Origin of the sequence: Sphingomonas melonis (genome assembly GCF_013409985.1) — a bacterium.
In the GTDB taxonomy this organism is placed as follows: domain Bacteria; phylum Pseudomonadota; class Alphaproteobacteria; order Sphingomonadales; family Sphingomonadaceae; genus Sphingomonas; species Sphingomonas melonis_A.
In genome coordinates, this window is record NZ_JACCBY010000001.1 from 385,605 (window position 1) to 411,348 (window position 25,744).

The window sequence follows — 25,744 nt, forward strand, 5'->3', positions numbered from 1 at the left end:
GGGGATTCGATGACGCATATCCGCAAGATCGCCGGTGCGGCGGGGCTGGGCGCCCTTGCTTTCGCCGCGCTGCCCGCCTGGGCGCAGGACGCCGCCCTGCAGGCGCCGGCCGCCGCGGCGCCAGCCGCAACGGTCAACAAGGGTGACACCGCCTGGATGATGACCTCGACGGTCCTCGTCATGATGATGATCCTGCCCGGCCTCGCCCTGTTCTACGGCGGCCTCACCCGCGCCAAGAACATGCTGTCGACGATGACGCAGATCGGCGCGGTCGCCTGCCTCGCGATGCTGCTGTGGGTGATGTACGGCTACAGCCTCGCCTTCGGCCCCGACGTCACCGGCGGCCTGTCGAACGTGATCGGCAGCCTCGACAAGGCGTTCCTCAAGGGCGTCACCGCCTCGTCGCAGGCGGCGACCTTCACCGCCGGGGTCGAGATCCCCGAATATGTCTTCATCTGCTTCCAGATGACCTTCGCCGCGATCACCATCGCGCTGGTGCTGGGGTCGGTGGTCGAGCGGATGAAGTTCAGCGCGGTCATGGTCTTCGCATTGGTCTGGCTGACGATCGTCTATTTCCCGATCGCACACATGGTCTGGGCGTCGTCGGGCGTGTTCTTCAAGGCGGGCGCGCTCGATTTCGCCGGCGGCACGGTCGTGCACATCAACGCCGGCGTCTCGGCGCTGGTCGCCTCGCTCATGCTCGGCAAGCGGATGGGCTATCCCAATACGCCGATGCCGCCGCATTCGCTGACGCTGACCGGGGTCGGCACCGGCCTGCTCTGGGTCGGCTGGTTCGGCTTCAACGCCGGTTCGGCGCTGGAGGCGAATGGCTCGGCGGGGCTGGCGATGCTCAACACCTTCGTCGCCACCGCATCGGGCGGGCTGTTCTGGATGCTGGTCGAGCGTGCGCGCGGCCACAAGGGCTCGGCTTTGGGCTTCTGCTCGGGCATCGTCGCCGGGCTGGTCGCGGTGACGCCGGCGGCGGGCAATTCGGGGCCGTTCGGCGCGATCGTGCTCGGCGCGGTCGCCTCGATCGTCTGCTTCTTCGCGGTGTCGGTCCTCAAGCCCAGGCTCGGCTATGACGACGCGCTCGACGCCTTCGGGGTGCACGGCATCGGCGGCATGATCGGCGCAATCGGCACCGCCATCGTCTACGCGCCGTCGCTCGGCGGCCCGGGCGCGGCGGATTATGCGATGGGCGCCAAGCTGCTCGTCCAGGTCGAGGCGGTGGTGACCACGATCCTCTGGGCGACGTTCGGCACCGTCATCGCGATCTTCGTCGCCAAGGCGATCACCGGCCTGCGCGTCGCTCCCGAAGTCGAACAGGAAGGCCTCGACCTCGGCGAGCACGGCGAGCGCGCCTATAATTGACCCTATCGGGGGCGGGGGCAGCAGATCCCCGCCCCCCACGATGTTCCTCCTGCGGACGACCCTGACCCGGTACGGCGACGTACCGGGTCTTTTTTGTTTTGCGCGCGAAGACGCGAAGACGCGAAGGGGGTGTGGAGGGCGCAGGCGTGAGCCTGCTTTTCACATGACGGCGGAGAGGGGCGTGGTGCCGCCACGGGCGCGACATCTTCGCGTCTTCGCGTCTTCGCGTGATTCATTTTCGCGCAGAGGCGCATAGGCGCAGAGTGGCTGTGCGCTGCGAGAGCCGGGTGATTCGGTCGCAAGTGTGAGGGTGCCTGCGGCGCAGCGTCGGGTTAGGCTCGAAACGCCCTTTCCATTCATCCGTCACCCCGGGCGTGTTCCGGGGTCCACTCTGCGGCGGGGAGAGGGGCCTGAGGCGACAGCGCACGCCTGCGAATCGGTGGACCCCGGAACACGTCCGGGGTGACGACGGATGTGAGGCGCCTCCGCGCGCTAAAACCCGCTCGCGATCAGCCCAGCCGCTCGCGCAATGCCAGCATCGCCAGCGCCGCCTGCGCCGCGCCGGCTCCCTTGTCGAGCTGCGCCGGATCGGCGCGGACGATCGCCTGCGCCTCGTTCTCGGTGGTGAGGATGCCGTTGCCGATCGCCAGGCCGTCGAGCGTCAGCGCCATGATGCCGCGCGCGCTTTCGTTGGAGACGATCTCGAAATGGTAGGTCTCGCCGCGGATCACCACGCCCAGCGCGACGAAGGCGTCATAGCGGTCGGTGTCCGCCGCCAGCGCGATCGCGCCCGGCACCTCCAGCGCGCCCGGCACCGTCACCGTCTCGTGGCTATGGCCCGCCGCCTCGATCGCGGCGCGGGCGCCGGTGAGCAGCATGTCGTTGAGATGGTCGTAGAAGCGCGCTTCGACGATGAGGATATGCGCCATGTCAGTCGTCCGTCTCGATTGCCCGTTCGCCGACGATCGACAGGCCGTAGCCGTCGAGCCCGACCAACGTATGGTGGGTGTTGGTGAGCAGCACCATCTCCTCGACGCCAAGCTCGGTCAGGATCATCGCGCCGACGCCATAGTCGCGCAATTCCTCCATGTCCGCCTCGGGCAACGTCCCGGCCTTGGCCTGGAGCGCGACGGTGAACTGGTCGGCGCGGGGGCGGTTGATGACGACGATCACGCCGGCACCTTCCTCCGCGATGATCTCCATCGACCGGCGCAGCAGCCCGGCACGGTCGCCGCCCTCGCCGAAGATGTCGGCGAACGGCGACAGCGCGTGCATGCGCACCAGGGTCGGCTTGGCCGGATCGACCTTGCCCTTGACCAGGGCGATCTGCTCGGTGCCCGTCGCCTTGTTCCAGAAGGTGAGCGCGGTCCATTCGCCGCCCCATTCGCTGGTGAACCGCGCCTCGGCGCGCTTCTCGACGAGATGGTCGTAGCGGCGGCGATAGGCGATGAGGTCGCGGATCGTGCCGATCTTGAGATTGTGGAATTGCGCGAAGGTGACGAGGTCGTCCAGACGCGCCATTGTCCCGTCCTCGTTCATGATCTCGCAGATCACGCCCGAGGGGTTGAGCCCGGCGAGCCGCGACACGTCGACCGCCGCCTCGGTATGGCCGGTGCGCACCAGCACGCCGCCGTCGCGCGCGACCAGCGGGAAGACGTGGCCGGGAGTGACGATCTCGTCGCGGCTCTTCGACGAATCGATCGCCACCGCGATGGTCCGCGCGCGATCGGCGGCGGAGATGCCGGTGGTGACGCCGTCGCGCGCCTCGATCGAGGTGGTGAAGGCGGTCTCGTAGCGCGTGCCGTTGTTGCGGCTCATCAGCGTCAGGCCGAGCTCGTCGACCCGGCTTTTGGTCAGCGCAAGGCAGATCAGGCCGCGGCCGTGCTTGGCCATGAAGTTGATCTTCTCGGGCGTCGCCATCTGCGCGGGCACGACGAGGTCGCCCTCATTCTCGCGATCCTCGTCGTCGACGAGGATGAACATCCGGCCGTTGCGCGCCTCGTCGATGATCTCCTCCGGTGAGGAGAGGAAGGCATGGCGCAAGCGTCCAAGCTCGGCGTTAGCGGCCACGATAATGCTCCATGCGTTGCAGATAGCGGGCGAGCACGTCGATCTCGATGTTGACCGCCTGCCCCTCGGCAAGGCCGCCGAGCGTGGTCACCGCCTGCGTGTGGGGGATGAGGTTGACCCAGAAGCGGGTCGTCTCGCCATCGTCCTCGACGCCGTTGACGGTCAAGGAGACGCCGTCGATCGTGATCGAGCCCTTGGGGGCGATGAACGGGGCGAGCGCTGCCGGCACGGCAAAGCCGATGCGGTGCGATTCGCCGTCCGGCGTGACGTCGAGCACCTCGGCGATGCCGTCGACATGGCCGGTGACGATATGGCCGCCGAGTTCGTCGCCGAGCTTCATCGCGCGTTCGAGGTTGAGGCGGCGGCCCACCGTCCACTGATCCCTGGCGGTGCGCGCGATCGTCTCGCCCGACGCCTGTACGTCGAACCAGCCGCGGCCGCCCTCGCGTCCCTTGTCGATGACGGTCAGGCAGACGCCCGAACAGGCGATCGATGCGCCAAGGTCGATCGTGTCGGGATCATAGGCGGTGGCGATGCGGACGCGCGTGTCGCCTCGGACCTCGACCGTCTCGATGGTGCCGATATCGCTGACTATGCCGGTGAACATGGGGTGCGCTCGTAGACCTCGAGACGGTCGGTGCCAAGGTCGCGCGCATCGTGCAACCGCCAGCGGCCGTGGGTGGTGCCAAGATCGGCGATGCCGAGGTCGCCGAGCGCCGCCTTGCCCGCGCCGATCAGGATCGGCGCACGGTAGAGCAGCAGGCGATCGACCAGATCGGCGCGGAGGAAGGCGGCGGCGGTCCCGGCGCCGCCCTCGACGAGGATATGGTCGGCGGGGAGGGTGGCGACGGCGTCGGGCGAGTCGATCCAGACCACCCCGCGCTCGCCCTCACCCGCAGGCGCGGATGGGTGAGGGCGAGAGGACAGGATGATGCGTAACGGGCTGCGATCCTCCAGCCCCGGCAGCCGCACGTCGAGGCCGGGCTTATCCGTCTCCCACGTCCCGCGGCCGACGAGGATCGCCTCGTGCCGGCTGCGTTCGAGGTGCGCGTGGGCGCGCGCCTCGGGGCCGGTGATCCAGCGGCTGCTGCCGTCGGGCAACGCGATCCGTCCGTCGAGCGAGGTGGCGAGCTTGAGCGTCACGAACGGCCGGCCGAGTCGCCGACGCGTGAGGAAGCCGGCCATGCTGCGCACCGCGTCCGCTTCGCACACGCCGACGCTGACCAGGATGCCCGCATCGCGCAGGCGGGCGAGGCCGCTGCCGTTCGTGCGCGGATCGGGGTCGCCGAGCGCCACCACCACGCGTGCCACCCCCGCCGCCACGAGCAGGTCGGCGCAGGCCGGTCCGCGCGGCGAAACATGCGCGCAGGGTTCGAGCGTCACATAAGCGGTGGCGCCCCGCGCGGCCGAGCCGGCGGCGGCGAGCGCCATCGCCTCGGCATGGGGGCGGCCGCCGGGCTGCGTCCAGCCGCGGCCGACGACGCGATCCTTCGCGACAAGGACGCAGCCGACATTGGGATTGGGTGCGGTGCGGCCGCGCGTCCGTTCGGCGAGCGCGAGCGCCGCGGCCATCCAGCGCCGGTCTTCGGCGGCGGTTACAGCCCCCACTTGTTCATCGCGTCATCGACCGTCTTGAACTGGCTGCGCAATTTCTCCTCGCGCGCCTTTTGCGCGGCGATGCGCTGATCCTGTTCGACCTTGTCGATCGCCTGCTGCGCCTTGATCTGCGCGTCGGTGCGATTGGCGGCGTAATTCTTGAAGTAGATGATGTTGGGCTGGTACGGCTCGGGCGGAATGTCGTTGCGCATGAAGGCGTAGACGAAGAAGCCGGTGACCGCCATCGCCGCCACCAGAAAGCCGAGGTCGCGCGGCTCACGCTGCGACAGGAAGAAACGCAGGTCGCGGAAGGCGTGGAGCGGCGAGAAGCGGCGGAAGAACTGCATCACCGGAAGATAGGGGACGGGGGACGGCGAGGCCAGCCCCCGGGACGCAGCAGGGCGATCGCGTTTGCCTATGGCTGCGGTGATGAGGTTCGATCGGCTTCCTCCTCTTACCCGTCACCCCGGACTTGTTCCGGGGTCCACCAGGCCACAAGGGAATGGTGTCGGATCGAGCCTTTCTCCTCGCCGCAGAGTGGACCCCGGAACAAGTCCGGGGTGACGGGGTGTTGGTGGAAAGCGGCGGACTCAAGCAGACCTCCATATGCGATGGCCCGCTCTAGCGGGGGAGGAACTGGACTGAACGTCGATCAGGCCTGGAGCACGGCAGACTCACGAACCCGCGCCTATGCACCCGCGGCGCGCAGAGGGTGCAGCCGATACCCAATCCCGGCGACACCCAGTTCCGGCTTCGTCGCAGCGACTTGCCCCGATGCGCCTGCGCAAGCCGGCACACCGGAGCCGCGGCAAGGCCGACGACCTCGGCGGTCGCGACGGGTGGGTAGGGCGAAGGTCCGCCCCACCGCCGTTCAGTCGGCGTCTTCCATGCGGAAGGTCAGCGTCATCGTCCGCCAGGCCTCGACGGGCACGCTGCCGCGGGTGGCGGGCTTGAAGCGCCAGGCGCGCGTCGCCCGCTCCATCGTCGCCTGCCAGAAGGCGTCGCTGGTCGCGTTGACCCGCTCGATCTGTTTGACGCGGCCGTCGGTGCCGACCAGCACGCGAACGGTGACGCGGCCATCGTGATTGGCGCGCCGCTCGGCGGGCGGATAGGTCGGCTGGAAGTCGTCGGCGTAGCGCGGATCGACCTGCGGCCCGACCAGTGGCGGCAGCGGCGGCGCGACCGGTTCGGCGGCGACGGGACCGGGGTCGCTGCCGATCGTCGGGCCGGCGGGCGGGGTCGGGTCGACGGCGCTTGTTGTGAAGTCCGATGTCGTCGGTACCGTGATCGGGGGGATCGGTGCGGTGATCGACTCGATCGGACGGCTCGCCGCCATCTCGTGCGGCTGGGGCTGGGGCCGCGGCTGTTCGGGCGGCGGCGGATCGAGCGGGATGTTGTGGGTCACCAGCACATGTTCGGGGCCGCCGGGCAGGATCTGCGGACCGGCGAACATCAGCGCGGCGACCAGCGCGGCGTTGATCGCGATCGCGGCGGTGAGGCCGGTGGGGTTGAAACGGGTCGGTTGGGCGTAGCGGTCAGCGTACATCATCCGTCTCCTGTGCTGCGACTCGATTTGTTCTCCTGCAGTGAAGCGATGCTACGTTGTATCGTCACGCCGTCAAGCCGAAGCTAGCCGTGGCGCGGAGGCACGGGCGGCGGCGCGGTCGCGGGTCAGGCGGACAGGCGCGCCATCGTCCGTTCGCGGCCGATCAGCGGCAGCAGCGCCGCCATGTCCGGGCCGTGGTCGAGGCCGGTCAGCGCCTGGCGCAGCGGCAGGAACAGCGCCTTGCCCTTGCGGCCGGTCGTCTCCTTCAGCGCAGCGGTCAGCGCCGCCCAGGGATCATGCGCCCAGTCGATCGCGCCGGCCGCGGCGGCCGCCTGGGACAGATAGGCTCGCGTCTCGTCGTCGAACGCCGGGGGCTCGATCGGCCCTTCGATCACCCGCCACCAGTCTGCCGCCTCGGCGACGCGGGTCAGGTTGGGGCGCACCGCGTCCCATTCCGCCGCGCCCATCCCCGCGGGCAGCCGTGCCGCCACCGCCGCGAACGGCAGCTGGTGGACGATCCGCGCATTGACCTGCGCCAGCTCCGCCTCGTCGAAGCGCGCGGGCGCGCGGCCGAAACGCGCGAAGTCGAATGCGGCGATCAGCGGCGCGGGATCGGCGAGCGGCTCGACCGGATCGCTGGTGCCGATCCGCGCGAGCAGCGCGATCACCGCCTGCGGCTCGATCGCGGCCTCGCGGAAATGCTCGACGCCGAGCGAGCCGAGCCGCTTCGACAATTTGCCTTCCGCGCCGGTCAGCAGCGCCTCGTGTGCGAAGCGCGGCGGGGCCACGCCCATCGCATCGAACATCTGCAATTGCAGCGCGGTGTTGGAGACGTGATCCTCGCCGCGCACGACATGGCTGATGCCGAGGTCGGCGTCGTCGATCGCGGACGGCAGCATATACAGCCACGAGCCGTCGGCGCGGCGGATCACCGGGTCACTCATCGTCTTCGGATCGAAGCTCTGCGGGCCGCGGATCAGGTCGTCCCAGGCGATCGGCGCGTCATGGTCGAGCTTGAAGCGCCAGTGCGGGCGGATGCCCTCCGCCTCCAGCCGGGCGCGCTCCGCCTCGCCCAGCGCCAGCGCGGCGCGGTCGTAGACCGGCGGCAGGCCGCGGCCGAGCAGGATCTTGCGCTTGAGGTCGAGCTCCTGCGCGGTCTCATAGGCCGGATAGATCCGTCCCGCCGCGACGAGCGAATCGAATCGTTGCTGGTAGAGGGCGAATCGCTCGGATTGGCGCACCTCGGCGTCGGGCGTCAGCCCCAGCCAGGCGAGATCAGCGCGGATCGCGTCGACGAACCGCTCCTCGGACCGTTCGGCATCGGTATCGTCGATGCGCAGCACGAAGCGCCCGCCATGGCCGCGCGCGAACATCCAATTGTGCAGCGCCGCCCGGATGTTGCCGACGTGCAGCATGCCGGTGGGCGAGGGGGCGAAGCGGGTGGTGACGGTCATGGCGGGTGGCCTAGTCAGTCGGCCCCGCGGCGACAAGCGCGTCGCCGGTGCGTCTCGATGCTTTCGATTTTGTGACGGTGGCTCTAAGGCGCGGGGCGATACGGGCGGGAGCTGACCAATGAAATTGATGACCGGCAATTCGAACCTTCCGCTCGCGCGGGCGGTGGCGGGCTATCTCGAAATCCCGCTGACCGACGCGCTGGTCCGCCGCTTCGCCGACGAGGAGATCTTCGTCGAGATCCAGGAGAACGTGCGCGGCGAGGACGTGTTCGTGCTCCAGTCGACCGGCTTCCCGGCCAACGACAACCTCATGGAAATGCTCATCATGATCGACGCGCTCAAGCGCGCGTCGGCGCGGCGGATCACCGCGGTGATCCCGTATATGGGCTATGCGCGGCAGGACCGGAAACCGGGACCGCGCACGCCGATCTCGGCCAAGCTGGTCGCCAATCTGATCACCGTCGCCGGCGCCGACCGCGTCCTGTCGGTCGACCTGCATGCCGGCCAGATCCAGGGCTTTTTCGATATCCCGACCGACAATCTCTATGCCGCGCCGGTGATGAGCGCGGACATCAACGCCCGCTTCAAGGGCAAGAACCTGATGGTCGTCTCGCCTGACGTCGGCGGCGTGGTGCGCGCGCGGCAACTGGCCAAGCGACTCGACAATGCCCCGCTCGCGATCGTCGACAAGCGCCGCGAACGGGCCGGCGAGTCGGAGGTGATGAACATCATCGGCGACGTCGAGGGCCGCTTCTGCATCCTGATCGACGATATCGTCGACTCCGCGGGCACGCTGTGCAACGCCGCAGCCGCGCTGCGCGAGGCGGGGGCGGAGGATGTCGTCGCCTATGTCACGCACGGTGTGCTGTCGGGTGGCGCGGTGGCGCGCGTCGAAGGCTCGGCGCTGCGCGAGCTGGTGATCACCGACTCGATCGGCAACCACGAGTCGATCGGCAAGGCGGACAAGATCCGCCACCTGCCGATCGCGCCGCTGCTCGGCGAGGCGATCAAGCGCATCGCCGACGAGACGAGCGTGTCGTCGCTGTTCGATTGATGCTATAAAGCGAGCGTTGGACCGGCCCTCATCTCTGATGAGGTGGCTGCGGAGGTGTCGCAATGTCCTTGTTCCCCAAGATCAAGCGCCCTGCCCTTATGTCAGCGATCTCGATGCCGTTGTTTCACAAGGGCATTGTTCCTATTGCGACAAGGTCGTCCACGATATCACCTGCATGACCGATGGCGGGCGGCGGCAGCTGGTCGAGTCGCACGACGGCAATCTCTGCGTGCGTTACACGGTGCTCCGCCCCGTCCTGGCGGCGATGGCGATCGGCCTGAGCACGACGGCGGCGGTCGCCGCCGATCGACCGGCCGAACCGGCCCGCCATCATAAGGGCAAAGCCGTCAAGGCCGCGGCGAAGACGGCGCACGATCCGCCCGTCATCGCTGTCCCCATGGTGGGGGCGCCGATCATGCCGTCGCCAGCGGAGGACGCATCTCATCCAGCGCCGGACGGCGTCACCTGGGTCAAGGAAACGCCCGCCGTCAGCAACGATTGAGCCGGCGTCCTCCTGCTCAGCGCTGCGAGAGCGCGACGATATGGTCGAACACCGCCGGGTGCAGCGGCTTGGCAAAGGCGCAGCCGTATTTGAACTTGTCGCGCCAGGCGACGACCGCCTCCAGCCCCGCGAGGCCAGGCAGCGTCAGCCACACCACCGTGCCCGGCCAGAGCGTGAAGCTCGTCTCGGCGCGGAAGCCGGACAGCGACAGGTCGGTCACCTCGATCTCGAACCGGGTCTGGCCGCGATCGCGCAGGTGTGCGCGCATCTTGACCGACTTGCGCAGCGCCTGACGGGCTTCCTCACCCGGTTCGACCGGGTCATAGGGTGGCGTGAAAGTCGGCTGTTCCATGGCCGCAACCCTGGCAGCGATTGGTTACTTTTCTGCCAACGTCTGTCCCGCGGCGGGCACGCGGACACCCTGGCGGCCGCGCCGCTTGAGCTCCGCCTTGAGGTCTTCGGGCCGGGGCGCGACGAGGAAGCCGAAGCTGACATTGCCCTCGCGCGTCTCGACGACGTGATGCAGCCGGTGCGCCTGGACGATGCGGCGCATATAGGCCGATTTCGGCAGGTAGCGCGTCGGGATGCGCTGATGGACGATGATGTCGTGGAAGCCGAAATAGATCGCACCGTATGCGGCGATCCCCGCACCGATCCAGACGCAGCCCGGCCACCAGCCCCATTGCAGTCCGCCGAGCAGCAGCACGAACGAGGGCACCGCGAAGATCGCGGCATAGAGGTCGTTGAGTTCCCACGCCCCGGTGCGCTTGCGATGATGGCTGGCGTGCAGGAACCAGCCCGGCCCGTGCATCACCCAGCGGTGCGCGGCATAGGCGAACGCCTCCATGCCGATCACGGTGGCGAGGAAGAGGAGGATGCCAAGCGGCCAGGCCATGCGCGTTCCGTGTAATGCGATGCGTTTGCAATAACGATCGAACGGGGATGTCGATCCGGGGTGGATTCGGCGCGCTGCCTGTGCAAAAGGCCGCACCAATCTCCTCTTAATAGCATAACGCGAGGCAGGCCATGAACATCCACGAATATCAAGCCAAGGAACTGCTCGCCAAGTTCGGCGTGCCCGTTCCCGCCGGATTCGCCGCGCTGAGCGTCGAAGAAGCCGTCGCCGCGACGAGCAAGCTTCCCGGGCCGCTCTACGTCGTCAAGGCGCAGATCCACGCAGGCGGCCGCGGCAAGGGCAAGTTCAAGGAACTCGGCCCCGACGCCAAGGGTGGTGTCCGCCTCGCCAAGACCGCCGACGAAGTCCGTGCGGCGGCGACCGAGATGCTCGGCAACACGCTGGTGACGATCCAGACGGGTGAGGCCGGCAAGCAGGTCAACCGCCTGTACATCACCGACGGCGTCGACATCGCCAAGGAATTCTACCTCGCGCTGCTCGTCAATCGCGCCACCGGCCGCGTGTCGATGGTCGCCTCGACCGAGGGCGGCATGGACATCGAGACCGTCGCGCACGACACGCCCGAGAAGATCCACTCGATCGACATCGATCCGGCGACCGGCTTCATGCCGCATCACGGCCGTGCCGTCGCCGCCGCGCTCGAACTGTCCGGCGATCTCGCCAAGCAGGCCGCCAACGTCGCCGCGAAGCTGTACGACGCCTTCCTCGGCACCGATGCCGAGCAGATCGAGATCAACCCGCTCGCCGTCACCGAGGACGGCAAGCTGATGGTGCTCGACGCCAAGGTCGGCTTCGACGGCAATTCGATGTTCCGTCACAAGGACCTGATGGAGCTGCGCGACACCACCGAAGAGGATGCGATGGAGCTGGAGGCGTCGAAGTACGACCTCGCCTACATCAAGCTCGACGGCGACATCGGCTGCATGGTCAACGGCGCCGGCCTCGCGATGGCGACGATGGACATCATCAAGCTCAACGGCATGTTCCCGGCCAACTTCCTCGACGTCGGCGGCGGCGCCAACAAGGAGAAGGTGACCGCGGCGTTCAAGATCATCCTCGCCGATCCGTCGGTGAAGGGCATCCTGGTCAACATCTTCGGCGGCATCATGAAGTGCGACATCATCGCCGAGGGCATCGTCGCCGCGGCGAAGGAAGTGAACCTGCAGGTGCCGCTCGTCGTCCGCCTCGAAGGCACCAACGTGCAGGCCGGCAAGGACATCCTCGCCAATTCGGGCCTCGCGATCGTCCCGGCGAACGACCTGGGCGATGCCGCCAAGAAGATCGTCGCCGAGGTGCAGAAGGCGGCGTGATCCGGCTTCTTCCCCGCGAGGGGAGGAAATCGCGTAAAATTTATCGGGCCCGGGCATCATGTCCGGGCCCGATTCGTTTGATCGGGGCAGATGCCGTTACGGCAAGCGGCATTTCCCGTACCGGACTTGCGAAAGTCGCGGAAAATAGCCATCTCACCCGCCGATGCGACGCCGGAAACAGGCGTCGAGGGCGCAATCGGAAGGAAGCTGATGAAGGTGCTGGTGCCGGTCAAGCGCGTGCTTGATTACAACGTGAAGCCCCGCGTGAAGGCGGACGGGACGGGCGTCGATCTGGCGAACGTCAAGATGAGCATGAACCCGTTCGACGAGATCGCGGTGGAAGAAGCCATCCGTCTCAAGGACAAGGGCGTCACCGAGATCGTCGTCGTTTCGATCGGCGAGCCCAAGGCGCAGGAGACGCTGCGCACCGCGCTGGCGATGGGCGCGGATCGGGCGATCCTCGTCACCTCCGACACCAAGGTCGAGCCGCTCGGCGTCGCCAAGATCCTTGCCAAGATCGTCGAGGAGGAGGAGCCGCAGCTGGTCATCCTCGGCAAGCAGGCGATCGACGACGACAACAACCAGACCGGCCAGATGCTCGCCGGCCTGCTCGGCTGGGGCCAGGGGACGTTCGCGTCGAAGGTCGAGTTGGGCGACGGCACCGTTACCGTGACGCGCGAGGTCGACGGCGGGCTGGAGACCGATTCGTTCCCGCTGCCGGCGATCGTCACCACCGACCTGCGCCTCAACGAGCCGCGCTACGCCTCGCTGCCCAACATCATGAAGGCCAAGTCCAAGCCGCTCGCGCAGAAGACCGCTGCCGATTACGGCGTCGACGTCACGCCGCGGCTGACGACGCTCAAGGTCGTCGAGCCGGGCAAGCGCCAGGCGGGCGTCAAGGTCGCCGATGTCGACGAACTCGTCACGAAGCTGCATGCGATGGGGATTGCCAAGTGAAGACGCTGGTCTGGGTCGAGCATGACGGCAGCGCCGTCAAGGATGCCACGCTCGCCGCGGTGACCGCCGCGTCGCAGCTCGGCGAGGTCCATCTGCTGGTCGCCGGCCAGGGCGTCGATGGCGTCGCACAGGCGGCGGCGAAGATCGCCGGCGTCGGCAAGGTGCACGTCGCCGACGATGCCGCTTATGCCCATGCGCTGGCGGAGAATATCGCGCCGCTCGTCGTCGATCTGATGGGGCATCACGATGCCTTCGTCGCGCCGTCGACGACCACCGGCAAGAATGTCGCGCCGCGCGTCGCCGCGCTGCTCGACGTCATGCAGATCAGCGACATCCTGTCGGTCGAGAGCGAGGACACGTTCACGCGTCCGATCTACGCCGGCAATGCGATCGCGACGGTGCAGTCGTCGGACGCCAAGAAGGTGATCACCGTCCGCGGCACCGCCTTCGAGAAGGCGGCGACCGAAGGCGGGACGGGCGAGATCGAGGCGGTGGCGGCAAAGGGCGATGCGGGCGTGTCGACCTTCGTCAACGCCGAGATCGCGCAGAACGCCCGGCCCGAACTGACCAGCGCGAAGATCATCGTGTCGGGCGGCCGTGCGCTGCAGAACGGCGAAAACTTCCATGCGATCATCGAGCCGCTCGCCGACAAGCTCGGCGCCGGCGTCGGCGCGAGCCGCGCGGCGGTGGACGCGGGCTTCGTGCCCAACGACTATCAGGTCGGCCAGACCGGCAAGATCGTCGCGCCGGAAGTCTATATCGCGGTCGGCATCTCCGGCGCGATCCAGCATCTCGCCGGCATGAAGGATTCGAAGGTCATCGTCGCGATCAACAAGGACGAGGATGCACCGATCTTCCAGGTCGCGGACATCGGCCTTGTCGGCGACCTCTTCAAGGTCGTGCCGGAGCTGACCGAGAAGCTGTGATGTGACGGTGGCGCGCGGCCTGCGGGGCGCGCGCCACCTTCCCGTCCGAACAAAAAAGAGCGGCCCGACACCAGCAATGTCGGACCGCAGTCTACGCCTAGGGAGCTGACCTGGCGTGTTCGGGAAATCCAAAACCTAGAGCGCGTTGCCCGCCGCCGGAGCCGCTGCGTTGTCGCCGGCGGCACCGTTGTCGAGCGCGACGTCGTTGCCGGTCGCGAAGTCGTCGGCATTGCCGAGGCCGGCGTCACCCTCCTCGTTGAGCGTCAGCGTATCGGTCGCGGCGGTGTTGTTGGCGGCATCGCCCTTTGGCGTGCACGCCGCGAGGCTCAGCGCGGCGAGCGCGGCGATCGGCGCGAGGGTGGTGATCTTCATTCGGTCCTCCGTGTTGAAACAGCGTCGGTGCCGCCGCGCAGGCCGGCACCGATCAGGGAAAAGAAGGCGCGGCTCGCCGGCGAGCTCGCGGTGTCCCATTCGGGATGCCATTGGACGCCGAGCACATCGGCGCCGCATGGCCGCGCCGAGACGGCCTCGATCAGCCCGTCATCGGCGGCGACCGCTTCCACCGTCAGGCCGCCGCCGAGCCGGTCGATACCCTGCTGGTGAACCGAGTTGACGCGCACCCGCTGCGCGCCGGTCGCGTCGGCAAGCCGGCCGCTGGCGCTCAGCTCGATGTCGTGGCCGTGATGGAACAGCGAATCGTAATCGTCCGACCAGGCGCCGCGGTGATGGCGTCCGGCATCGGCGGCGGCGCACAGGCTGCCCCCGAACAGCACGTTGATCTCCTGCAGGCCGCGGCAGATGCCGAACACCGGCTTGCCCGCCTCGATCATCCCGCCGGCGAGCGCCAGCGCGACCTCATCGCGGCCCTCGTCGACGATCTGGCCCGCGGGCAGCGGCCGCGCGCCATAGCGCCATGGCGCGACATGCGAGCGCGACCCGGTCAGCAGCAGCCCGTCGAGCACCGCGGTGAGCGTCGCGACATCGGTCGAGTCGGGCAGTGCCGGGACGAGCAGCACGGTCGCCCCCGCGAGGCGGGTGAGCGGCGCGACGAAGCGGCTGGCGACGGCCTGCACCGGACGGTCCGCCACTTCGTTGCAGCAGAGCACGCCGATGACGGGGCGGCGGCAGGGATCGGCGCGGCGACCCATCACACCACCGCCGCGACGAGCGTGTCGCGCAGCGCATGGCCGGCGGAGGGGGCGAGCAGGTCGGCCTCGGGCTGGACCACAACACCGCCGGGCGGCATGTCGGTGAGCAGCCAGACGTTGCCGCCGATCGTCGCGCCGGCGCCGATCGTCACCCGGCCGAGGATCGTCGCGCCGGCATAGATGACGACGTCGTCGCCGACGATGGGATGGCGGGCATAGCGCTCGCGCGGGCCGCGGCGGGCGGCGCCCAGCGGGCTGCGCGCGCCGAGCGTGACATGCTGGTAGAGGCGCACGCCCGTGCCGACGATCGCGGTCTCGCCGATGACGACGCCGGTGCCGTGATCGATGAAGAAGCGTTCGCCGATCGTCGCGCCGGCGTGGATGTCGATGCCGGTGCGCTCGTTGGCGAGTTCGGAGATCAGCCGCGCGATGATCGGCGCACCCAAGCCGTGCAGCTGGTGTGCGATGCGATGGTGCAGGCTGGCGATCGCACCGGGGTAGCAGACGAGGATCTCGTCGGTGCTGCCCGCCGCGGGATCGCCGAGGAACGCCGCCTCGACATCGCTGTCGATCAGCCGCCGGATGTCGCCGAGAGTATCGGCGAACAGGCGGACGATCGTCGCAGCCTGGTCGGGATCGAAGGCGCAGCGCGCCTCCGCCTGCCAATAGCCGAGCTCGTGACCGATCTCGCGCTCCAGCTCGGTGAAGGCGGCGGTGAGCTTGGCGGCGACGAATCGGTCTTCGTCCGCCGGCGCGATCGCCTGACGGCCGAGGCGGCGGGGATAGAGCGCCTCGGCGAGGAGCTGGACGATCCGCTCGATCGCGCCGCGCGACGGGAAGGTGGCGGCGGCGCGGGCCGGGGCCTGCCGCGCCCGCCAGTCCTGTCGGGCGGCGCGCAATGCATCCACCGCCTCGCCGAGCGTCGCGCCGGCGGACCGGACCGGCTGAGGGGCGACGGCGGTCATCGGCGCAGCCGGCGCGCGGCGTGGGCGGAATTGCGCATCCTCATCGTCCGATACCTCCAGCGTGGAAGATATCCTATCATCTTAGTAGGAATAGGAAGAAAAGCTATCCCTGCGCCAAGTTTCGGCTCATCCGCTCATGGTTCGAGCGGGGCGGACTGGCGTGTTTCGGGGAGGGCGAGCGGCGGAATCCGCGCGAGCAGCACCCCCAGCAGCAACGCGATTCCGCCGAGCGCGAGGCAGAACAGCGCGACTCCCGGCCAGCCGGCGTGCGTCCACGCGAACCCGCCCGCCGATCCGAGCACGCTCGACCCGAGATAGTAGAAGAACAGGTAGAAGGCGGCGCCCTGGCCGCGATTCGCCTGCGCACGGCGGCCGACCCAAGCGCTGGCGATCGAATGCGCGCCGAAGAAGCCGATCGTGACCAGCGCGATGCCGAGGATGACGAGCGCCAGCGCGCGCGCCTCGGTCGCGGCGACGCCGGCGATCAGCAGCACGATCGGCAGCCAGAACACGCGCCGCCGCCCGACGGTACCGGCAAACGACCCGAACACGGCCGAACTCGCCGAGCCGAGGATGTAGAGCAGGAAGACGCCGCCGACCGCGGCCTGGCTGAGGCCATAGGGCGGTGCGAGCAGACGGAAGCCGGCGTAGTTGTAGATGGTGACGAAGACGCCCATCAGCAGGAACGCCTCGGCGTAGAGCAGCGGCAGCGCGCGGTCGCGGAACAGCGCCGCCGCGCCGGCGAGCGGGCTGCCGCCGGCCCCCGCGATGAAGCCACGCGACGGCGGCGCAAGGCGACGGAACGCCTCGGCCATCACGAGCCCGGCGAGGCCGACGCTGCCCAACGCCCAGCGCCAGCCGGCGAGGTCGGCGACGAGGCTGGCGACGAGCCGTCCGCCCATGCCGCCGATCGCGCTGCCGGCGATATAGAGGCCCATCGCGGCACCGACCGAGGCGACATCGACCTCTTCGGCGACATAGGCCATCGCCACCGCCGGAACGCCGGCGAGCGCGACGCCGGTGAGCAGCCGCAGCGCGAGCAAGGCGCTCCAGCCCGGCACCAGCGCGGCGGCGAGGGTCAGCGCGCCGGCAGCGAACATCGCCCAGACCATCAACGGCCGTCGCCCGACGCGGTCGGACAGGATGCCGGCGAACAGGATGCCGATCGCCAGCGGCCCGGTGGCGAGCGAGACCGCCAGCGACGCCGCCTCGGCGCTAAGCGCGTAATCGACGGCGAACAGCGGCAGCAGCGGCTGCACCGAATAGAGCAGCGAGAAGGTCGAGAAGCCGGCGAACAGCATGGCGAGGGTCAGCCGCCGATAGGCCGGCGTGCCCTTTGCCAGCCGCACGTCACTGGCGGGCATGGCGGCGCCCGGTTGCGAAGGGGAGGCCGCGCTCGAGCATCAGCGACGCCGCCCAGATCGCGAGCCCGCCGAGCGCGAGGCCGCAGCCGACGATCCCCGTCGAGGTCCAGCCCAACCCGGCGGCGATGGCAAGCCCGCCGAGCCACGGCCCGATCGCATTGGCGGTGTTGAACGCCGAATGGTTGAGCGCCGCGGCGAGCGACTGCGCATCGCCGGCAACGTCCATCAGCCGCGTCTGCAACACGGTGCCGAGCGCACCGCCGAGGCCGATCGCGAAGATGTCGAGCGTCATCGTCCACACGTTGCCGGCGGCAAGCGGATAGAGCAGCAGCGCCGCCGCCGACCAGACCAGCAGCGCGCCCGCGGTGGGCATCAGCGCCCGGTCGGCGAAGCGCGGCACGACGAGGTTGCCGAGCGTCATGCCGGTGCCGAACACCGCGAGCATCAGCGGCACGCTGCGCTGGCTGAGGCCGGTTACGTCCATCAGCGTCGCGGCGAGATAGGTATAGACCGCGAACATGCCGCCGAAGCCGATCGCGCCGGTGCCGAGCGTCAGCCACACCTGCGGCCGGCGCAGCGCGGTGAGTTCGCGCAGCGGGCTGGCGTTGCGGTCGGGCGCGTCGATCGGCGCGAGCAGGGCGACCAGCCCGGCCGTGGTCAGCGCGAGCAGCGCGACGAGGCCGAACACCCAGCGCCAGCTCGCGATCTGGCCGAGCAGCGTCGCGAAGGGGACGCCGACGATCGTCGCCACGGTCAGGCCGAGCATCACCCGCCCCACCGCCTGCGTGCGCCGGTAGACCGGCACCAGCGACGCCGCCACCAGCGAGGCGATACCGAAATAGGCGCCGTGCGGCAGGCCGGCGAGGAAGCGGAAGACGAGCATCCAGCCATAGCTCGGCGCCAGCGCCGACAAGCTGTTGCCGATCGCGAACAAGGCCATCAGGCCGATCAGCAGCGTCCGCCGCGACATCTTCGCCGACAGCACCGCAATCGTTGGCGCGCCGACGACGACGCCGAGCGCATAGGCGCTGATGACATGGCCGACGCTCGGCGCATCGATGCCGAGCCCGCGCGCGAGATCGGGTTCAAGGCTCATCGCGGCAAATTCGGTCGTACCGATCGCGAATCCGCCGACGGCGAGCGCGAGGTGGACGAGGCCCGGATGGGACTCGGCGGTCTGTCTTAGGGTCATGGGAGTCTTCTAGCCGCCGTTGCTGCAATGCAGCAAACAACGGGTGGCGGGTTGGAGAGGTTCCGACCGGTAAATCTTCCCTCGCGGGGCCGCCTCTCCCTGTCGGGGGAGGACCATCGCATAGGGGTGCGATGACGGGGCTCGATCCCTGTCCTCCTCCTATCCGTCACCCCGGACTTGTTCCGGGGTCCACCGGGCCGCAAGCGAACGGTGTCGACTTAAGCCTTTCTCCTCGCCGCAGGGTGGACCCCGGAACAAGTCCGGGGTGACGGGGGGCATGGCAGGCGCCGGGGCCAACAGGACCGGCCATCTGCGGTCGCCCTGTCGGGGGAGGATCATCGCATAGAGCTGCGATGATGGGGCTCGATCCGTGCCCCCCAACCGTCACCCCGGACTTGTTCCGGGGTCCACCGGGCCGCAAGCGAACGATGTCGACCCAAGCCCTTCTCCGCGCCGCAGAGTGGACCCCGGAACAAGTCCGGGGTGACGGGGGGCTTGGCGCGCGCGGGGCCAACAGGACCGGTCATATGCGATCGTCCTGCTCTGGCGGGGCAGGACGATGGAATCAGCCCGCCTTCGCCAGGGCCTCGGCGATCAGCTTGCGGCTGTTGTCGATGCCATACAACGCGATGAAACTGCCCATCCGCGGGCCCTGCTCCGAACCCAGCAGCGTCTCGTACAGCGCCTTGAACCAGTCGCGCAGGGTTTCGAAACCGGCGGTCTTGCCGATCTCATAGACGACGTTCTGGATATCCTCGGCGCTCGCCTCGGCCGGCAGCGCGGCAAGGTCGGCATCGAGCCGGCGCAACGCCTCGATCTCGACGCCTTCGGGCGCCCGGCGCTTCAAGGTCGGCGCAACGAAATCGCGCGCATAGGCCAGCGCATAGCCGATCAGCCGGTCGAGCTCGGGATCGCGTTCCGGCGTCGCGTCGGGAACGTAGTTGCGCAGATAGCCCCAGACCTGCTCCTTGCTCGCCTCGCCCATCACGCCGACGAGGTTGAGCAGCAGGCCGAAGGTGACCGGCAGCGTCGCGGTCGGCACCTTGCCGTCGTGGATATGGTGGACCGGGTTGCCGAGCCGCTGCGCGATCGCCTGCGTCGGATAGGTGCCGCGGAACTGCCAATAATCGTCGACCGCGCGCGGGATGACGCCGAAATGCAGCGCCTTGGCCTTCTTGGGTTCGCGATAGGCGAAGAAGGCGAGGCTCTCTTCGGGGCCATAGGTCAGCCATTGGTCGAGGCTGAGGCCGTTGCCCTTCGACTTGGAGATCTTCTCGCCCTTTTCGTCGAGGAACATCTCATAGTTGAAGCCCTCGGGCGGGCGGCCGCCGAGCACGCGCGCGATCTTCGACGACTGCGTCACCGAATCGATCAGGTCCTTGCCCGCCATCTCGTAATCGACGCCGAGCGCGACCCAGCGCATCGCCCAGTCGACCTTCCATTGCAGCTTCGAAAGACCGCCGAGCGCCGACTGGACGATGCGCTCGCCGCTTTCGTCGGTGAAGGCGATCGTGCCCGCCTCGGCGTCGACCACCTCGACCGGTACCTGCAACACGATGCCGGTCGTCGGGCTGACCGGCAGCACCGGCGAATAGGTCTCGCGGCGTTCGGCGCGCAGCGTCGGCAGCATGACGTCGAGGATGCCCTGATAGTGCCGCAGCACGCCCTTGATGGCGTCGTCGAACCGGCCGCCCTCGTAATAGTCGGTGGACGAGGCGAACTCATAGTCGAAGCCGAAGCGGTCGAGGAACTGGCGCAGCATCGCGTTATTGTGCGCGGCGAAACTGTCGAACTTGCCGAACGGATCGGGGATGCGGGTCAGCGGCTTGCCGAGGTGCTCGCGCAGCATGTCGCCGTTGGGGACGTTGTCGGGCACCTTGCGCAGGCCGTCCATATCGTCGCTGAACGCGATCAGCCGCGTCGGCTGGTCGGACAGCGCGTGGAAGGCGTTGCGCACCATCGTCGTCCGCAGCACCTCGTTGAACGTGCCGATATGCGGCAGGCCCGACGGGCCATAGCCGGTCTCGAACAGGATCGGTGCGCCGCCGGGCTTGCCGTCGGGATAGCGCTTGAGGAGCTTGCGCGCCTCCTCATAGGGCCAGGCCTTGGAGTCGAGGGCGGCGGATCGCAGGTCGATATCGGTCATAGCGCCGCGGGACTAAGCACCCGGCGCGCTCACGGCAACTCTCTTGGCAGGCTGGACTTAGCGGCAGCGATCCTTTGCAGTGATCGTGCGGTCGATCGCACGGCCCGCAAAGGCGCCGCCGACCGCGCCGCCGATCGTCCCGAGCGCGCCATGGCCGAGCACCGACTTGCCGAGCAGCGCGCCGCCGACGCCGCCCGCGACAAGGCCGGTGGTGCCGCTCGAATGGCGGCAGCGCTTGACGTGGCGATAGCCGCGCTCGTGCGAGTTGCGATAATGGTGGCGGGCCTCGGCCTTGCTGACCGGCAGCGCGACGCTGGCGGGCAGGGCGAGCGAGACGGCGCCGAGCGCGAGCAGCAGATGACGCATGGAACTGATCCTTATCAAGCGGATGATCCGGGCCGAACGTGCGATGGACGGTCCGGTTGCACCACCGTCCGGTTGCCATTCTGTTCCGGCGGGCTATGGCGGCAGGGGTGATCGCCTATCCCGCCCTCCACGCCAGCCATGGCGGCATCTGGATCGCCACCGTCGAGGGGACGCGGCCGATCGGGCGCGGCGAGGCGATCCGCATCGCCGCTGACACGCCGGTGATCCTGCTCAACGCGCCCTTGGTGGGGCAGCGGCTCGGCTATCCCGAACTGTCGGGGCTCGACCTGCTCGAGCTGTTCGCCTTCCTCTATCCGGCACGGTTCGCGGTGCCGACGCCCAAGGGGCTGGCGCGCGCGGTCGATCTGTCGCCGCCCGAGACGGACGAGGGCGTCGCCGCCTTCCTGCGCGAGGCGGCGGCGGCGCTGCTCGCGGTGACGCAGGGCGACTGGCCCGAGCGCGAGGGCGCGTGGACCGCGGCGCAGTCGCTGACCCGGCTGCGCTGGCCATGGGGACCGGCGCTCGCGCCGCTGCTCGCCAAGCCGCAGGTCAACGAGCGCTGGCTGTTCTCGACCCTGCCCGAATGGGAGGAACAGGCGCCACGGCCGGCGCCGCTGACCGTCGCGATCCCGCCTGCGGATGCCGAGGCGCGGCTCGCCGACCTCACCGGTCATGGCGCCGAGGAGCGGCTCGGCCAGCGTGCCTTCGCCGCGGCGGCGACCGATGCCTTCGCCCCGCGCGCGATGCGCGACGCGCCCAATCTGGTGCTCGCCGAGGCGGGGACGGGGATCGGCAAGACCCTGGGCTATCTCGCGCCCGCCTCGCTCTGGGCGGAGCGGGCCGGCGGCGCGGTGTGGATCAGCACCTATACCAAGGCGCTGCAACGCCAGCTGTCGAAGGAGACCGAGCGGCTGTTCCCCGATCCGGCATTGCGCCGGCAAAAGGTGGTGACGCGCAAGGGCCGCGAGAATTATCTGTGCCTGCTCAATCTGGAGGATGCGTTGCAGGGCGGGTTTGCCGGCCGCGCGGCGATCCTCGCGCAACTGGTGGCGCGCTGGGCGGCGTATAGCGCCGATGGCGACATGGTCGGCGGCGACCTGCCCGGCTGGCTGCCGACGCTGTTCCGGCGCAACGGCCCAACCGCGCTGACCGACCGGCGCGGCGAATGCGTCTATGCCGGCTGTCCGCATTACCGCAAATGCTTCATCGAGCGCGCGGCGCGCGCCTCGGCGGAAGCCGATGTGGTGATCGCCAATCATGCGCTGGTGATGGTCAATGCCGCGCGCGGTCGCGAGACGACGACACGGCCGACACGCTATGTGTTCGACGAGGGCCATCATCTGTTCGAGGCAGCGGATTCGATGTTCGCCACCGCGCTGACCGGGCAGGAGACGATCGAGCTGCGGCGCTGGATCCTCGGGCCGGAGAGCGGCGGGCGCGGCCGGCGGCGCGGGCTTCAGGCGCGGCTGTCCGACGTCGCCAGTTACGACGAACAGGGCGGCATCGCGATCCAAGACGCGATCGAGGCGTCGCGGCATCTCGCCAGCGACGGCTGGCTCGCGCGGATCAATGAGGGCGCGCCGTTCGGGCCGATCGAGCATCTGCTCGCCGCGGTGCGCGGCCTGACCTATGCACGCGCCGAACAGCCGGGCGATGCCGGTTACGGGCTGGAAACCGAGCTCGCCGAGCCGACCCCCGAGCTGATCGAGGCGGCGGCGCCAGCCGCGGCGGCGCTCGATGCCCTGGTGCGGCCGCTGGTGACGCTGGGGCGGCGGCTGGAGGCGGTGCTCGCCGAGGCGCCCGACTGGATGGATGCGCCGGCGCGGGCGCGGGTCGAGGGCGCGATTGCTTCGATCGGCTGGCGCGCCGAGACGGTGGCGGCGTGGCTGTCGCTGCTCGCGCGCGTCGGTGGCCCGGTCGATCCGGCGCACGTCGACTGGCTCGCGGTCGACCGGATCGAGGGGCGCGAATACGACATCGGGCTGCACCGCCACTGGCTCGACCCGACCCGGCCGTTCGCCGAGATCGTGCTGAAGCCCGCGCATGGCGCGCTCGTCACCTCGGCGACGCTGACCGGCGGCGGGGATTGGGAAACGGCGGAGGCGCGCGTCGGTGCGCCGCATCTCGCCCGCGCGCCATCGCGGTTCGAGGCGAAAAGCCCGTTCGACTATCCCGCCAATGCCGAAGTGCTGATCGTCACCGACGTCAAGCGCGGCGACCTGCCCGCGCTCGCCAATGCCTATGCGCGGCTGATCGTCGCCGCGGGCGGCGGGACGCTCGGGCTGTTCACCGCGATCCGGCGCTTACGCGGTGTGCACGGCCGTATCGCCGACCGGCTGGCGCGCGAGGGGCTGCCGCTCCACGCGCAGCACGTCGATCCCATCGATACCGGCACGCTCGTCGATATCTTCCGCGACGATCCGCACGCCTCGCTGCTCGGCACCGATGCGCTGCGCGATGGCGTCGACGTGCCGGGATCGTCGTTGCGGCTGGTGGTGATGGAGGGCGTGCCCTGGCCCAAGCCGAGCGTGCTGCATGCCGCGCGGCGGCTGGCGGGGGGCGGGTCGGCCTATGACGACCGGATCGTGCGGGCGCGCCTCGCGCAGGCGTTCGGGCGGCTGATCCGCCGCGCCGACGATCGCGGCGCGTTCGTGATGCTGTCGTCGGCGATGCCGTCACGATTGCTCTCGGCGTTTCCGCCCGGCGTCGGGATCACGCGGGTGACGCTGGACGAGGCGGTGGCGCGGGTGCAGGCGCGGCTTTCCTTGTCGGACCGTATCGGGCATGAGGCGGCTCTCGCGACGCACCACGGAGACTCCGGTTGAAGACGCTGACGCTGCTGCGCCACGCCAAGTCCGGCTGGGACGATCCGGTGACCCGCGACTTCGATCGGCCGCTCAACGCCAAGGGCAAGCGCGCCGCCGAGGCGGTGGGGCGCAACATGCGGTCGCTGGAGCTGGCGTTCGATCATGTCGTCGCCTCGCCGGCGGTGCGCGTCGGCGAGACGCTGGATGCGGTGGTGGCGGGCTATGGCCGCACGCTCGCGCCGGTGTGGGAGCGGCGTATCTACCTCGCCTCGGCGGCGACCCTGCTCGACGTGGTGCACGAACTGCCGGCGGAGGCGCAGCGGGTGTTGCTGGTCGGGCATAATCCGGGACTCGAGGATCTGGTGCTGATGCTGGTGCCGGCGACGCCCGCGGGGCTGCGCGCCCTGGTCGAGGAAAAGTATCCGACCGCAACGCTGGCGGAGATGACCTTCGACATCGCCGACTGGTCGGCGGTGGCGCCGGGCGGAGGGGCGCTCAGCCGGTTCGTGCGGCCGCGCGACCTCGATCCGAGCCTCGGGCCGGACGAGCGCTGATTTCCACGCGAAGGCGCGAAGGCGCGAAGAAGAATTTGCGCGCAGAGGCGCAGAGAACGCAGAGCTGTTGTCGCTGCTACGCCGAAGGCGCTCACAAATCTGGTGGGGATCTGCCTACGATGCACGCACTCACTCCGCTGCGCCTCGTTGCGCAAATCTGATCGGGGCCGTGCTTGTGGTGCGCGGTGACGATCCCGCGGGTGCTACCTCTCCGCGCCTCCGCGCCTCTGCGCGAACCGATCTTCCTGCTTCTTCGCCGCGTCGCGAGGTCCAACTTGCATCCGAGACGGACCCGAAACGGTCCTGACGGGTTCTTGCCCCGGTCCGCATGGGGACGGACGGCGAAGGGGGACTGACGTGATCGAAAGACGACGGCTCGAATCGGGCGGGCTGATCCTGTTCCTGGTGCTGATCACGGCGGGGCTGCTGCTCGTCGTCTCGTCGTTCATTGGCGCGCTGCTGTGGAGCCTGCTGGCCGCGATCCTGTTCCAGTCGCTGTTCCACTGGCTGCTCGCCAAATGGCCGGGGCGGCGCAATTGGGCGGCGGCGGCGACGCTGCTCATCATCCTCGTCGCGGTGATCATTCCGGCGCTGGCGATCACCGGCATGGTCGTCGACCAGTCCGCCGGCGTCTATGCCAAGGTGCAGAGCGGCCAGATCGACTTCGCCCGCTACTTCAAGCAGGTTCATGACGCGCTGCCCGATTGGGTGCAACGGCCGCTCGATCGCGCCGGGCTCGGCAGCTTCGACACCGCGCAGGCGCGGATCGCACAGGGCCTGCGCGCCAGCTTCCAGTCGATCGCCACGCAGGCGCTGTCGATCGGGCGCAACGCGGCGGCATTCCTGCTCGCCTTCGGCGTCGGGCTGTACGTCACCTTCTTCCTGCTGCGCGACGGCGACCGGCTCGGGCCGGCGATCCGCGATGCGCTGCCGCTGCAACGGCCGGTGGCGGACCGGCTGATCGACAAATTCGTCGCCGTGGTGCGCGCGACGATCAAGGGATCGGTCGTCGTCGCCCTCGTGCAGGGGGCGCTGGGCGCGGTGACCTTCTGGATCGTCGGTGTACCCGCGGCGCTGCTATGGGGCCTGTTCATGGCGCTCGCCGCGCTGCTGCCCGCGATCGGGCCGGCCTTGGTCTGGGTGCCGGTCGCGATCTATCTGCTCGCCACCGGCGCGGTATGGCAGGGCGTCGTCGTGGTCGTCTCGGGCGTCGCAGTGATCGGGCTCGCCGACAATATCCTGCGGCCGATCCTAGTCGGGCGCGATACCGGCATCCCCGACTGGCTGGTGCTGGTCACCACGCTCGGCGGGATCGAGGTCGCCGGCATCAGCGGCATCGTCGTCGGCCCGCTGGTCGCCGCATTGTTCATCACCGGCTGGCAGATCCTGACCGAGGAGCGCCACGGCCAGCGCGGCGCGGAAGCGGCGTAGCGAGCGAGCACGACACCCCCGTGCGTCATCCCGACGGAAGTCGGGACCCATGGATGCGGCACGCTGGTG

25 protein-coding genes are annotated in these 25,744 nt (G+C 69.2%); 9 read left to right on the forward strand and 16 right to left on the reverse strand.

What is annotated here, in order from left to right; all coding sequences use genetic code 11:
• Positions 1-9 precede the first annotated feature (9 nt).
• The gene (locus HD841_RS01925) at positions 10-1,371 is read left to right on the forward strand and encodes an ammonium transporter (RefSeq protein WP_179507195.1); all 1,362 of its coding nucleotides are present in this window, start codon (positions 10-12) and stop codon (positions 1,369-1,371) included.
• Between the two features lie 509 nt (positions 1,372-1,880).
• Here HD841_RS01925 and ribH read toward each other — a convergent pair.
• From ribH to gltX, 7 genes are all read right to left on the reverse strand, one after another.
• On the reverse strand, positions 1,881-2,300 hold the full coding sequence (gene ribH / locus HD841_RS01930) for a 6,7-dimethyl-8-ribityllumazine synthase (RefSeq protein WP_179507196.1): 420 nt from the start codon (positions 2,298-2,300) through the stop codon (positions 1,881-1,883).
• Between the two features lies 1 nt (position 2,301).
• Positions 2,302-3,441, reverse strand: coding sequence for a 3,4-dihydroxy-2-butanone-4-phosphate synthase (ribB, locus tag HD841_RS01935; protein ID WP_179507197.1), 1,140 nt, complete (start codon positions 3,439-3,441; stop codon positions 2,302-2,304).
• The gene (locus HD841_RS01940; protein ID WP_179507198.1) at positions 3,431-4,048 is read right to left on the reverse strand and encodes a riboflavin synthase; all 618 of its coding nucleotides are present in this window, start codon (positions 4,046-4,048) and stop codon (positions 3,431-3,433) included. Before HD841_RS01940 ends, ribB begins: the two co-directional genes overlap by 11 nt.
• Complete coding sequence (ribD, locus tag HD841_RS01945; protein WP_179508057.1) at positions 4,033-5,013, reverse strand: bifunctional diaminohydroxyphosphoribosylaminopyrimidine deaminase/5-amino-6-(5-phosphoribosylamino)uracil reductase RibD; 981 nt, start codon at positions 5,011-5,013, stop codon at positions 4,033-4,035. The genes HD841_RS01940 and ribD overlap by 16 nt, the downstream gene beginning before the upstream one ends.
• 23 nt (positions 5,014-5,036) lie before the next feature.
• Complete coding sequence (locus tag HD841_RS01950) at positions 5,037-5,384, reverse strand: hypothetical protein (RefSeq protein ID WP_179507199.1); 348 nt, start codon at positions 5,382-5,384, stop codon at positions 5,037-5,039.
• A 524-nt stretch (positions 5,385-5,908) separates the two neighbouring features.
• Positions 5,909-6,586, reverse strand: a complete 678-nt coding sequence (locus tag HD841_RS01955) for an energy transducer TonB (protein WP_257015174.1) — start codon at positions 6,584-6,586, stop codon at positions 5,909-5,911.
• A gap of 122 nt (positions 6,587-6,708) precedes the next feature.
• The gene (gene gltX, locus HD841_RS01960; protein ID WP_179507200.1) at positions 6,709-8,037 is read right to left on the reverse strand and encodes a glutamate--tRNA ligase; all 1,329 of its coding nucleotides are present in this window, start codon (positions 8,035-8,037) and stop codon (positions 6,709-6,711) included.
• Positions 8,038-8,155: 118 nt separating this feature from the next.
• On the opposite strand from gltX, the gene HD841_RS01965 reads away from it, so the two are divergent.
• Both HD841_RS01965 and HD841_RS01970 read left to right on the forward strand, forming a co-directional pair.
• On the forward strand, positions 8,156-9,091 hold the full coding sequence (locus HD841_RS01965; protein WP_179507201.1) for a ribose-phosphate pyrophosphokinase: 936 nt from the start codon (positions 8,156-8,158) through the stop codon (positions 9,089-9,091).
• A 37-nt stretch (positions 9,092-9,128) separates the two neighbouring features.
• Complete coding sequence (locus HD841_RS01970) at positions 9,129-9,593, forward strand: hypothetical protein (RefSeq protein WP_179507202.1); 465 nt, start codon at positions 9,129-9,131, stop codon at positions 9,591-9,593.
• A gap of 16 nt (positions 9,594-9,609) precedes the next feature.
• Here HD841_RS01970 and HD841_RS01975 read toward each other — a convergent pair whose 3' ends face one another.
• Both HD841_RS01975 and HD841_RS01980 read right to left on the reverse strand, forming a co-directional pair.
• Positions 9,610-9,945, reverse strand: a complete 336-nt coding sequence (locus HD841_RS01975) for a PilZ domain-containing protein (RefSeq protein ID WP_038664156.1) — start codon at positions 9,943-9,945, stop codon at positions 9,610-9,612.
• 24 nt (positions 9,946-9,969) lie between these two features.
• Positions 9,970-10,488: a sterol desaturase family protein gene (locus HD841_RS01980; protein ID WP_179507203.1), complete on the reverse strand. Its 519-nt coding sequence runs from the start codon at positions 10,486-10,488 to the stop codon at positions 9,970-9,972.
• Between the two features lie 131 nt (positions 10,489-10,619).
• Here HD841_RS01980 and sucC point away from each other — a divergent pair, with 131 nt between their 5' ends.
• The 3 genes from sucC (at position 10,620) to HD841_RS01995 (ending at position 13,702) form a co-directional block, all read left to right on the forward strand.
• The gene (gene sucC, locus HD841_RS01985; protein WP_179507204.1) at positions 10,620-11,819 is read left to right on the forward strand and encodes an ADP-forming succinate--CoA ligase subunit beta; all 1,200 of its coding nucleotides are present in this window, start codon (positions 10,620-10,622) and stop codon (positions 11,817-11,819) included.
• Between the two features lie 210 nt (positions 11,820-12,029).
• Positions 12,030-12,776 carry an electron transfer flavoprotein subunit beta/FixA family protein gene (locus HD841_RS01990; protein WP_179507205.1) on the forward strand — a complete coding sequence of 249 codons (747 nt, stop codon included), beginning with the start codon at positions 12,030-12,032 and terminating at the stop codon, positions 12,774-12,776.
• Positions 12,773-13,702: an electron transfer flavoprotein subunit alpha/FixB family protein gene (locus tag HD841_RS01995; protein ID WP_179507206.1), complete on the forward strand. Its 930-nt coding sequence runs from the start codon at positions 12,773-12,775 to the stop codon at positions 13,700-13,702. The genes HD841_RS01990 and HD841_RS01995 overlap by 4 nt, the downstream gene beginning before the upstream one ends.
• Positions 13,703-13,837: 135 nt before the next feature.
• Here the strand turns inward: HD841_RS01995 and HD841_RS02000 are convergent, their stop codons facing one another.
• The 7 genes from HD841_RS02000 to HD841_RS02030 form a co-directional block, all read right to left on the reverse strand.
• Positions 13,838-14,074: a hypothetical protein gene (locus tag HD841_RS02000; protein WP_179507207.1), complete on the reverse strand. Its 237-nt coding sequence runs from the start codon at positions 14,072-14,074 to the stop codon at positions 13,838-13,840.
• The gene (locus HD841_RS02005) at positions 14,071-14,850 is read right to left on the reverse strand and encodes a gamma-glutamyl-gamma-aminobutyrate hydrolase family protein (protein WP_179507208.1); all 780 of its coding nucleotides are present in this window, start codon (positions 14,848-14,850) and stop codon (positions 14,071-14,073) included. The genes HD841_RS02000 and HD841_RS02005 overlap by 4 nt, the downstream gene beginning before the upstream one ends.
• Positions 14,850-15,815, reverse strand: a complete 966-nt coding sequence (locus HD841_RS02010) for a serine O-acetyltransferase (RefSeq protein ID WP_179507209.1) — start codon at positions 15,813-15,815, stop codon at positions 14,850-14,852. The genes HD841_RS02005 and HD841_RS02010 overlap by 1 nt, the downstream gene beginning before the upstream one ends.
• A gap of 134 nt (positions 15,816-15,949) precedes the next feature.
• Positions 15,950-17,179, reverse strand: coding sequence for an MFS transporter (locus tag HD841_RS02015; RefSeq protein WP_179507210.1), 1,230 nt, complete (start codon positions 17,177-17,179; stop codon positions 15,950-15,952).
• Positions 17,166-18,371, reverse strand: coding sequence for an MFS transporter (locus HD841_RS02020; RefSeq protein WP_179507211.1), 1,206 nt, complete (start codon positions 18,369-18,371; stop codon positions 17,166-17,168). Before HD841_RS02020 ends, HD841_RS02015 begins: the two co-directional genes overlap by 14 nt.
• A 565-nt stretch (positions 18,372-18,936) precedes the next feature.
• Positions 18,937-20,517 (reverse strand): lysine--tRNA ligase, encoded by a 1,581-nt coding sequence (locus HD841_RS02025; RefSeq protein WP_179507212.1) that lies wholly within the window; start codon positions 20,515-20,517, stop codon positions 18,937-18,939.
• Between the two features lie 57 nt (positions 20,518-20,574).
• Complete coding sequence (locus HD841_RS02030) at positions 20,575-20,883, reverse strand: hypothetical protein (protein WP_179507213.1); 309 nt, start codon at positions 20,881-20,883, stop codon at positions 20,575-20,577.
• Positions 20,884-20,978: 95 nt separating this feature from the next.
• Here HD841_RS02030 and HD841_RS02035 point away from each other — a divergent pair, with 95 nt between their 5' ends.
• From HD841_RS02035 to HD841_RS02045, 3 genes are all read left to right on the forward strand, one after another.
• Positions 20,979-23,708 (forward strand): ATP-dependent DNA helicase, encoded by a 2,730-nt coding sequence (locus HD841_RS02035; protein ID WP_179507214.1) that lies wholly within the window; start codon positions 20,979-20,981, stop codon positions 23,706-23,708.
• The gene (locus HD841_RS02040) at positions 23,705-24,244 is read left to right on the forward strand and encodes a SixA phosphatase family protein (protein ID WP_179507215.1); all 540 of its coding nucleotides are present in this window, start codon (positions 23,705-23,707) and stop codon (positions 24,242-24,244) included. Before HD841_RS02035 ends, HD841_RS02040 begins: the two co-directional genes overlap by 4 nt.
• Before the next feature lie 357 nt (positions 24,245-24,601).
• Positions 24,602-25,675 carry an AI-2E family transporter gene (locus tag HD841_RS02045; protein ID WP_179507216.1) on the forward strand — a complete coding sequence of 358 codons (1,074 nt, stop codon included), beginning with the start codon at positions 24,602-24,604 and terminating at the stop codon, positions 25,673-25,675.
• Positions 25,676-25,744: the final 69 nt, after the last annotated feature.